This is a genomic window from Vibrio sp. 1401, assembly GCF_033340295.1.
Window position 1 is genome coordinate 116,448 of record NZ_JAWOWF010000009.1, and the last position, 7,271, is coordinate 123,718.

Genomic DNA, 7,271 nt, shown 5'->3' on the forward strand with positions numbered 1-7,271 from the left:
AATGGACGCTCGGATTGGCCAAGATGGATATAACGCGCAAATAAGTAAAATCAATAGACAATCGGCAAAAATTGTGAAACGGTCGAGGATGACTTTGTTCGGAGTAAACGTCCTAATGCTAAGCTGCTTCATCCCAAAGATATTGGAACCTCAATTTCGAAGCCGGGCGACTTTGATATGGTTTACGAGGTGGAAGAGCCACCACTAGGTGAAATTATCATTGTTGAGGCCAAAGGGGGAGCAGTCCTTTGGGTAGTAGAAAAATAGGAAACGAAGCATGTCAGCAAGGAACGTCTAAATATGCAGCGGCAATAGTTGGTAAGATGTCTAGGAATGGGCGAAATACAACAGAGTGGGAAACAGCTAAATCAATAAGAAACGCTTCGAGGAGTGGACGCCCAATTAGATAGATACATACTAAAACCCCAATCTCTGAACCAGGGAAAGTTTCAAAGATTAAAGTAAAAGAATTTAATGTAGATTTAGGGAAGTTTTAAAATGTCTGACAAAATTAAAATAAAAAGAAATGCTGATCCAAAGCTGACCTCGGAGTTAATCAAAGGCTATAGTTCTGATATTGATGAAGACCTTGACACGCGCAAAGAGGTAATCAGTATTCGTAGAGAAAACTTAGTTGCTTTAAGTGATGAATCGTTTTATCTAGTGAGATGGTACTCGTGGTTCCCACACTCCATAGAAAATGAACAAATCGGAACACTTTGCCTGTATGAAGCGTCATTAATGCGCGCGTTTTATCATCAGTTAGCGATGAGGCCTGACGAACCTCAAAGTATTCAATTACCTAGATACCCAGAAGTGACCTGGAAAGGCGAAGGTATTTTAAAAACAGGCTTCATTTGTCCTCAATGTGGCTAGATGCCTATTTTACCTCTGTCATCGTCCGTGACAAAGCTAGCATGGATGTGTTGGCGAACTTTCCGATTTCTTTGATGAGACAGAGCTCTACTAAAGCGGGTGAGCTGTCTTACATGTTAGTAGATGTCATCCAGTCGTTTCATAATCGCACACCGGATTATCCTGATAAGCTGGTTACAGCAATGGACGCAGCGGTAGCCCAAGGGGATAACTGGGCGTTGGAAATTGCGATGGGGATCCTAGAAACCTTCGCGGCGCTCACTACCGACATTGGTTATGACTTTGAGGAAATGCTCGTTAAAAACCTACAGTTCCAAGAGAAATACCAAATGAGGCTTGATAAGCCAGAGGACTTGATTTCTATAGAAACTTTCATATCCTTCCCTCTTCTTGGCATGGCCTGTATGTGGTACGACAAAGGCAACCGTTTATCTATTAAAACCGGTTGGCTTCCTCCTTATCTCGTCGAGGGGCGTTGGCTAGAAGATGTAAAAGCAGGGAAGATCACTAGATAAACTCCTTTAGTTAGCAATTCAGTATAATAACTTTCAAATCGCCAAGATTAATCGGCAATCTGCAGAAATTGGTGAGTTGGCCGCAGATGACGTTGTCCGGAGTAAGCGTCCTAATGCTAAGCTGCTTTATCCCAAAGATATTGGAACCTCAATTTCGAAGCCGGGCGACTTTGATATGGTTTACGATGTGGAAGAGTCTCCACCAGGTGAAATTATCATTGTTGAGGCTAAAGGGGGTAGCAGCCCGCTGGGTAGCAGAAAAATTGGAAATATGGCATATCGAATACACTGCAGAAATCACCAACCTAATGTCTGAAAAAAGGAAGGGACGACTGAAAAATAACAGCAAGACAAATCCAAGATGCAGCTTTATCCGGCATACCTATTCGATATATACATACTCAAGCAAGCATTCAAGAGAACGGGGATGCATCGGATGTAAAACTAAAAGTGGCAGAGTTTAAAATTAATTCTAAAGGGCTAATTTAAAATGCAAAGTAAAGTTGTAGAACGCAAAGCAAACCCTGAGTTGAGTGAAAGTGGGGTTTCTTCTGAGAAAGAATTTATCAATAAAATATTAGATAAAAGAAAAGAAGGCCTTAAAATCCGGCGGGAAAACCTGGTCAGTCTTGGTGATTTCGCCATTGACCAGGTTCGCTGGTATACCTGGTTTCAAACCTCGCATGAAGACGAACAAATTTGTACATTACGTCTTTACGAAACTTCTCTAATGGGCGCTTGTTATCATCGACTTGCTAGGAATCCCAATGGTGAATTAACTATAAAGATTCTCGACTATCCTGAAGTAAAGTGGGACGGGGAAGGTATTTTAAAAACGGGGTGCATAAATCCTAATAGATGGATTGATATGTATTTCATATCGACAGTTGTGCGTGACAGGCTAAGTTTAGACGTATTGGCGAACTTTCCGATTTCTTTGATGAGACAGAGCTCTACCAAAGCGGGTGAGCTGTCTTATATGCTAGTAGACGTCATTCAGTCGTTCCACAATCGCACATCGGATTATCCTGATAAGCTGGTTGCAGCAATGGACGCAGCGGTAGCTCAAGGGGATAACTGGGCGTTGGAAATTGCGATGGGGGTCCTAGAAACCTTCGCAGCGCTCACTACTAATATTGGTTATGATTTTGAGGAAGTGCTCGTTAAAAACCTACATTTCCAAGAGAAATACCAAATGAGGCTCGATAAGCCAGAGGACTTGATTTCTATAGAAACTTTCATATCTTTCCCTCTTCTTGGCATGGCCTGTATGTGGTACGACAAAGGCAACCGTTTGTCAGTTGAAACTGGTTGGCTTCCAGCTTATCTCGTCGAAGGACGTTGGCTAGAAGATGTAAAAGCAGGGAAGATCATTCGATAAACTCCTTTAGCAAATCAATATACAAGCCATCTCTCATGGGGTGGCTTTTACGTTTGAGGTGGGGAGCTTGTTGTTTGTTGAACGCTCCATCATTGGTGGCATTACCAATATGCAGTCCACCATATCCAGTGGATTGACCCAACAGGTTTGGGGCAGCCAATACTGGCATAGTATAAAAAAGTCTGAACTCAATACGAGTGATTATGAGCTAACAGAAAGAAACAAAGCAAAAATTGATGAATGCTTGAAAGAGCGTCAAGAGGCAATGGACGCTCGAGCTAGCAAAGAGGGATATCACGCTCAAATTGGTAATATTAACCAGCAGTCTGCAAAAATTGGTGAGTTGGTCGCGGATGACTTTATTCGGAATATACGCCCTAATGCTAAGTTGAGCCATCCCAAAGACCTTGCAACTTAGGGATCGAAACCAGGTGATTTCAATATGGTGTACCTCTCAGATGATACTGAAGAAATCATCATCGTCGAGGCTAAGGGTGGCAGCAGGCCGCTCGGCAGTCGTAAAATTGGCAATGAAGCATATCAGCAAGGGACAAGCAAATATGCGGCGGAAATCGTTAAATTAATGTCTGAACAAAAAGCTGGTACAACAGAAATTGATGCTTCAGATGGCGTATCTAAAGTGAATGTAAAAGAGTTTGATATTAGCCTCGAAGAATTAGGTTAAGGGAAGTAAAGTTAGTATGAAAAAGATAAATAGAAAAGCAGCCTACGAGTTGAATACTGAGGAACTTAATTACTATACAAAACAAATAGAAAAAAACTTAGAGAAAAGAAAACATCGTATCACAATAAAGCGCGAAAACTTGATATATCTAACAGACGGGGTTTGGGAGCAAGTTAGGTTATATACTTTGTTTCCAGTGTCTGAACTAAATGACCGAATAGGAACGCTGCGTCTATTTGAAGCCTCGATAATGCAAGCTAGCTATCATCGACTAGCTCAAAAACCTGAAAGCCCTTTGACGGTTAAGGTACCTGATCATCCTGAAATAACTTGGAAAGGCGAAGGTATTTTAAAAACAGGTTTCATTTGTCCTTCAATGTGGCTAGATGCGTATTTTACCTCTGTCATCGTTCGTGATAAACCTAGCTTGGACGTATTGGCGAACTTTCCGATTTCTTTGATGAGACAGAGCTCTACCAAAGCGGGTGAGCTGTCTTATATGCTAGTAGACGTCATTCAGTCGTTCCACAATCGCACATCGGATTATCCTGATAAGCTGGTTGCAGCAATGGACGCAGCGGTAGCTCAAGGGGATAACTGGGCGTCGGAAATTGCGATGGGGATCCTAGAGACCTTCGCAGCGCTCACTACTAACATTGGTTATGACTTTGAGGAAGTGCTAGTCAAAAACCTACAATTCCAAGAAAAATATCATCTTCGAGAATTAGGATCAGATAGGATAGGCATCCGCACTTTTATTAACTTCCCACTGCTTGGCATGGCTTGTATGTGGTACGACAAAGGCAACCGTTTATCTGTCGAAACTGGTTGGCTTCCTCCCTATCTCGTCGAAGGGTGTTGGTTAGAGGATGTAAAAGCCGGAAATATAATTCGCTAAGCTTTAAAGGGAGCTAGGTCATCATTTCTGACGTTTTGTTGCGTTACACTTGGCATTATGTGTCCTTTTTAAAGATACCTAAGCCCTTTTACTCGAATAGCTTGAAGCGCTCAGACGTAGTAGTAGAAGTAGCAGAGTTTAAAATTGATTCCAAAGGACTACGTTAAAATGCAAAGTAAAGGAACAATCAAAATTGTAGAACGCAAAGCAGATCCTGAGCTGAGTGAAAGTGGAGTTTATTCTGAGAAAGAATTCATCAATAAGATATTAGAACAGCGAAAAGAAGGTCTTAAAGTCAGGCGAGAAAACTTGGTTAGTTTTGGTGATTTTGCCATTGACCAGGTTCGCTGGTATACCTGGTTTCAAACCTCACATGAAGACGAACAAATTTGTACATTACGTCTTTATGAAACTTCATTAATGGGGGCTTGTTATCATCGGCTGGCTATGTTTCCGAATGAGCCATTAACTGTTCAGATACTCGGTTATCCAGAAGTAACATGGGATGGTGAAGGTATCTTAGAAATGGGCTTCATTTGTCCTTCAATGTGGCTAGATGCGTATTTTACCTCTGTCATCGTTCGTGATAAACCCAGCATGGATGTATTGGCGAACTTTCCGATTTCTTTGATGAGACAGAGCTCAACCAAAGCGGGTGAGCTGTCTTATATGCTAGTAGACGTCATTCAGTCGTTCCACAATCGCACATCGGATTATCCTGATAAGCTGGTTGCAGCAATGGACGCAGCGGTAGCTCAAGGGGATAACTGGGCGTCGGAAATTGCGATGGGGATCCTAGAGACCTTCGCAGCGCTCACTACTAACATTGGTTATGACTTTGAGGAAGTGCTAGTCAAAAACCTACAATTCCAAGAAAAATATCATCTTCGAGAATTAGGACCAGATAGGACAGGCATCCGCACTTTTATTAACTTCCCTCTGCTTGGCATGGCTTGTATGTGGTACGACAAAGGCAACCGTTTATCTGTCGAAACTGGTTGGCTTCCTCCATATCTCGTCGAAGGGTGTTGGTTAGAGGATGTAAAAGCCGGAAATATAATTCGCTAAGATTCAAAGGGAGCTAGGTCATCATTTCTGACGTTTTGTTGCGTTACACTTGGCATTATGTGTCCTTTTTAAAGATACCTAAGCCCTTTTACTCGAATAGCTTGAAGCCCTCAGACGTAGTAGTAGAAGTAGTAGAGTTTAAAATTGATTCAAAAGGATTAAGTCAAAATGCAAAGTAAAGAATCGATCAAGATTGTAGAGCGCAAAGCAAATCCTGAACTTGACACACAAGCCATTGTGAGTAAAAAAAATTTTATAAACCGGGTTTTAGATAACAGAAAAGAAGGTCTTAAGGTCAGGCGAGAAAACTTGGTTAGTCTTGGTGATTTTGCCATCGACCAGGCTCGCTGGTATACCTGGTTTCAAACTACGCATGAAGACGAACAAATTTGTACATTACGTCTTTACGAAACTTCTTTAATGGGAGCCTGTTATCATCAACTTGCTATGAATCCCAATGAAGAATTAAGTATCCAGATACTCGGCTATCCAGAAGTGACATGGGATGGTGAAGGTATTTTTAAAACAGGCTTTATTTGTCCTTCAATGTGGCTTGATGCTTATTTTACTTCGGTGATTGTGCGTGATAAACCTAGCATGGATGTATTGGCGAACTTTCCGGTTTCTTTGATGAGACAGAGCTCTACCAAAGCGGGTGAGCTGTCTTATATGCTAGTAGATGTCATTCAGTCGTTCCATAACCGCACGTCGGACTACCCTGATAAACTGGTGGCCGCGATGGACGCGGCAGTTTCTCAGGGTGATGATTGGGCATTAGAAATCGCCATGGGTATTTTGGAAACTTTTGCGGCCCTGACAACTGACATCGGTTATGACTTTGAAGAAGTACTCATTAAGAACCTACAGTTCCAAGAGCAATACCAAATGAGGCTCGATAAGCCAGAGGGCTTAATTTCTATAGAAACCTTCATATCTTTCCCTCTGCTTGGTATGGCATGTATGTGGTATGACAAAGGCAACCGTCTATCTATTGAAACCAGTTGGCTTCCTCCTTATCTCGTCGAAGGACATTGGTTAGAAGATGTAAAAGCAGGGAAGATCACTCGATAAATCCTTTAGTTAGCAATTCAGTAAATAATCCACCTTTCACGAGGTGGATTATATGTTTACCGATATTCAATCAACTCCATCTAGTGGATTGACTCAACAGGTTTCCTCTGTGAAAAACGCTTACAGCAAATGTTGGCAGAGTATCAGGCACAAAATAACTTTCCCCCAAGAGGTTTGCGATCAGATTTTAGAGGCAGCAAAAGAGTCATCCGTCGGAGAAGATGGCGTTCTCTCGCAAGTCAAAATCCGAAAGCCAAAAGGTAAAAAACATATCAGAAGCTCTAGTCAAAATTCCAGTCAATGAATTAATAAAACTAACGGTATCTCGCCCTTTTTGGGGGCATTAAGCGTTGGATGGGAGCCTACGAGCGATTTTTACCCAGCAGTCGGTGAAGGTGGAGTTAATCAATTTCTAGGAGAAACTAAAAGTTGGGACGATAGCTAGGTTATCCCATTACAAAGTTGAGGATAAAATGAATTTTGAAGATGATCTTGTGACTATACTCATAAATTTCAGAGATAACATTATTAATGATATGGCTCTTAAAAAGTGGGTTACTAATAATGAGTGCGATTTAAAAGCCTTGCTAGGAAAGTCAGGGCTTACTTTGAAAATAAATAATGGTGATAGAAAGGCAGTTACGTCTGTAATTGCTCAATATAGTGGCTCGGAAAAAACTTATTTTATATAAGGAGGGCCCCGGCGTTTTTCAAGCTAGTTGTCACTACTTGATTAATTATCAAGCAGCTTCTTTTTCTGGGTTCAGGTGAACTTCT

The 7,271-nt window shown here is 41.6% G+C and carries 5 protein-coding genes and 4 pseudogenes; all 9 read left to right on the forward strand.

All coding sequences use genetic code 11. The features are described 5' to 3' along the window. Nucleotides 1-498 precede the first annotated feature (498 nt). Nucleotides 499-1,391 (forward strand): annotated as a pseudogene (locus R7Z77_RS07510) (immunity 49 family protein). 28 nt (nt 1,392-1,419) lie between these two features. After that, nucleotides 1,420-1,880 (forward strand): annotated as a pseudogene (locus R7Z77_RS28885) (type IV secretion protein Rhs); the annotation flags it as partial. A gap of 1 nt (nt 1,881) precedes the next feature. Further along, a complete protein-coding gene (locus tag R7Z77_RS07515; RefSeq protein WP_033905285.1) occupies nt 1,882-2,772 on the forward strand; it encodes an immunity 49 family protein in 891 nt (296 codons plus the stop codon). 175 nt (nt 2,773-2,947) lie between these two features. Next, nucleotides 2,948-3,457: pseudogene (locus R7Z77_RS07520) on the forward strand (type IV secretion protein Rhs); the annotation flags it as partial. 16 nt (nt 3,458-3,473) lie between these two features. Then, nucleotides 3,474-4,355, forward strand: coding sequence for an immunity 49 family protein (locus tag R7Z77_RS07525; RefSeq protein WP_206971530.1), 882 nt, complete (start codon nt 3,474-3,476; stop codon nt 4,353-4,355). A gap of 168 nt (nt 4,356-4,523) precedes the next feature. Beyond that, the gene (locus R7Z77_RS07530) at nt 4,524-5,423 is read left to right on the forward strand and encodes an immunity 49 family protein (RefSeq protein ID WP_248525200.1); all 900 of its coding nucleotides are present in this window, start codon (nt 4,524-4,526) and stop codon (nt 5,421-5,423) included. Between the two features lie 168 nt (nt 5,424-5,591). Continuing rightward, the gene (locus R7Z77_RS07535; RefSeq protein ID WP_033905290.1) at nt 5,592-6,494 is read left to right on the forward strand and encodes an immunity 49 family protein; all 903 of its coding nucleotides are present in this window, start codon (nt 5,592-5,594) and stop codon (nt 6,492-6,494) included. A 63-nt stretch (nt 6,495-6,557) separates the two neighbouring features. After that, nucleotides 6,558-6,771 (forward strand): annotated as a pseudogene (locus tag R7Z77_RS07540) (hypothetical protein); the annotation flags it as partial. Between the two features lie 196 nt (nt 6,772-6,967). After that, on the forward strand, nt 6,968-7,186 hold the full coding sequence (locus R7Z77_RS07545) for a hypothetical protein (protein WP_033905291.1): 219 nt from the start codon (nt 6,968-6,970) through the stop codon (nt 7,184-7,186). Nucleotides 7,187-7,271 lie beyond the last annotated feature (85 nt).

Excerpts from the sequence above, each read along its gene's own strand:
- R7Z77_RS07525 (WP_206971530.1), top strand. The coding sequence starts at position 3,474 with ATGAAAAAGATAAATAGAAAAGCAGCCTACGAGTTGAATACTGAGGAA.
- R7Z77_RS07530 (WP_248525200.1), top strand. The coding sequence starts at position 4,524 with ATGCAAAGTAAAGGAACAATCAAAATTGTAGAACGCAAAGCAGATCCT.
- R7Z77_RS07515 (WP_033905285.1), top strand. The coding sequence starts at position 1,882 with ATGCAAAGTAAAGTTGTAGAACGCAAAGCAAACCCTGAGTTGAGTGAA.
- R7Z77_RS07545 (WP_033905291.1), top strand. The coding sequence starts at position 6,968 with ATGAATTTTGAAGATGATCTTGTGACTATACTCATAAATTTCAGAGAT.
- R7Z77_RS07535 (WP_033905290.1), top strand. The coding sequence starts at position 5,592 with ATGCAAAGTAAAGAATCGATCAAGATTGTAGAGCGCAAAGCAAATCCT.